This window comes from Brevibacterium daeguense, from assembly GCF_021729135.1.
Lineage (GTDB): Bacteria > Actinomycetota > Actinomycetes > Actinomycetales > Brevibacteriaceae > Brevibacterium > Brevibacterium daeguense.
In genome coordinates this window covers 1-1,900 of record NZ_JAJTWW010000033.1, presented here as the reverse complement: position 1 = coordinate 1,900, position 1,900 = coordinate 1, and the positions used below count along the sequence as shown (strand labels likewise).

General features: G+C 63.7%; 1 protein-coding gene. It reads right to left on the bottom strand.

Features of this window, described 5'->3' with window-relative positions; all coding sequences use genetic code 11:
* Positions 1 to 1,584: 1,584 nt before the first annotated feature.
* Positions 1,585 to 1,900, bottom strand: a 316-nt coding sequence (locus tag LXN01_RS15940) for a hypothetical protein (RefSeq protein WP_236866824.1), incomplete at its 5' end; no start/stop codon positions are given.

Here is a 1,900-nt window from a genome sequence, read left to right as displayed (position 1 = left end):
TCGGGCTGACCGTGCCGGCACCACCCCGCCGGCACCCACCTCTCCCTCGATATCCACGGCAATGGCGCTCTGATGCTCGGGTGAACCGGCAAGTGTCGGCGTGATGCTGGTGGTGTGTCGCTGATGGCGAGAGCAGACGTCCGATCGAAATGACGTCACGCTCGGGTCAGTCCGCAGAACTGGCTGCCGATGTCGGCAATCACCGTACGAGCGATTCATCGATTCGACATCGCAATGCGTATGCCGATGTCTGCCGGAAGTTCACGGGAATGCGTCTGTGCCTCGAATTTCCTTCTTTCACTGTAATCTCCACGTCTTTCTCCCACGCTGACATGAGGCAGCAGGTCTTCCCAGAACTGGTGTGCAGCTTTCGGCTGGAACTTGCGTTGCAAAAAGCCACCGGCACCCCAGGACGACCGGCCCTTTCAGGAACGTGCGATCGATAGGGTGTTCCGGTGGCCACAGGGCGGGGAGTATTGCCCTCGAGGGCTTACGCGTCCGCGTGTTCATCGTCGATTCACGGTTACCGCTCGCAATTCTTCGCTCATCTCCTTGCCTCAAGCGCCGGGATCCGCCGAGCGTCGCTTCAGCGGTGGAATCGTTCGGGCGCTGGTGCTCTTCGTCGCCGCCATTGGTGCGCTTGGGAGCTACCCTGCTCGCGCATGGTCGCACAAGTGCCCTGCGCGCGCTCCACGGCTGGTGCGGCGCCGATGCCGGGTGTCGAGGATGCCAGGGAATCATGCCCGCGCCCAGCCGGGCCCCGGGGTCGGTCCGTCCTGGCCTCGGCGCTGACGGCGGAGCGGACCGATGACCCCACATTCGTTGATGGGAGGCGGAGGGGCGGTGTGCAGTGCCTGTGCGCCGGGTTGTGTCTGCTCGGCCCGGCGAGAGCTTGGGTCCTGCCGCAGCGTGTTCATCTGGTTGTGAGCGGGCTCGCTGCGCCGAGTGAGGCTTCGTGACCGTATCGGAGCCTCCGACGGGTGCATGCTGCTGTTGCGGTCATGGCCGAGTCGATGATCTGGCTCGAGACTGGTGTGCGTGGCAAGTCCAGGCCCAGTGCCTGGATCGGCAACTCGGCGTCGAGGCCGGGACGGTGGCGCCGACGGATGCGGTCGCTGGCTCCCAAACCCAATATCGGTGGCCGCCATCGGCAAATGGGTGGCTCCAGACCTACGGACACTCAGGGATGATGGTCAACAACGTCTCTTCGCTCCTGATAGCGATGATGCGACCGATCCGACGGAAGCCACGAAGCAGTGCTTTCGTCAGATCTGGGATGAAACAGCGCCGCCGCCCTGGTGCACAGGTCGCGCGCGGACACGCGGCTCAGCTGAAGGACGCCTTCAAGTTGTCGTCATGAGAAATGCCGGCGGGCAGTAAGCAAGTCGACAAGGCAGGAGAGCGCTGTCCTCTCAGGTTCTGCCCAGTCGGTCGTTGGAGAGAGGAGGACGAGGACGGCCGGGCGGCACCTCGGGCAGAGATTGCAGTGAATCGCCGACCTTGGGTTCCCGAGCATGGGTAGGAGGATAGCGTGCCGCGTGGTCGGGGTGGCCGGAGATGAGCAGCCGTGGACTGACTCGTCGCTCAGTTCAGCGAGAACAAGCGGCAGCCGACGCGCGAGAGCTCATCGACCTGAACGGTCGGTTCGAATTCGGTTTCATCCTTGAGCATGGCGTCTTCGACCTTCCGAGGAACTCGGTGCTGCGTGCCGGCGACCGGACAGCGCTCGATTTTCTCTAGTGGTTCAGAATTCCGGCTGGGGCGCGAGTGCCATTCCTCGTTTATCCGTCGCCCTTTGACGGACAGCAGCTGCCGACCAGGGTGAACCTGGGCGTTCGCGGGTCCTGCAGACCCGGTGTCTGCTGGTTCTGCGGGCTGGGTGTTTTTGGGGTGTCGCGGG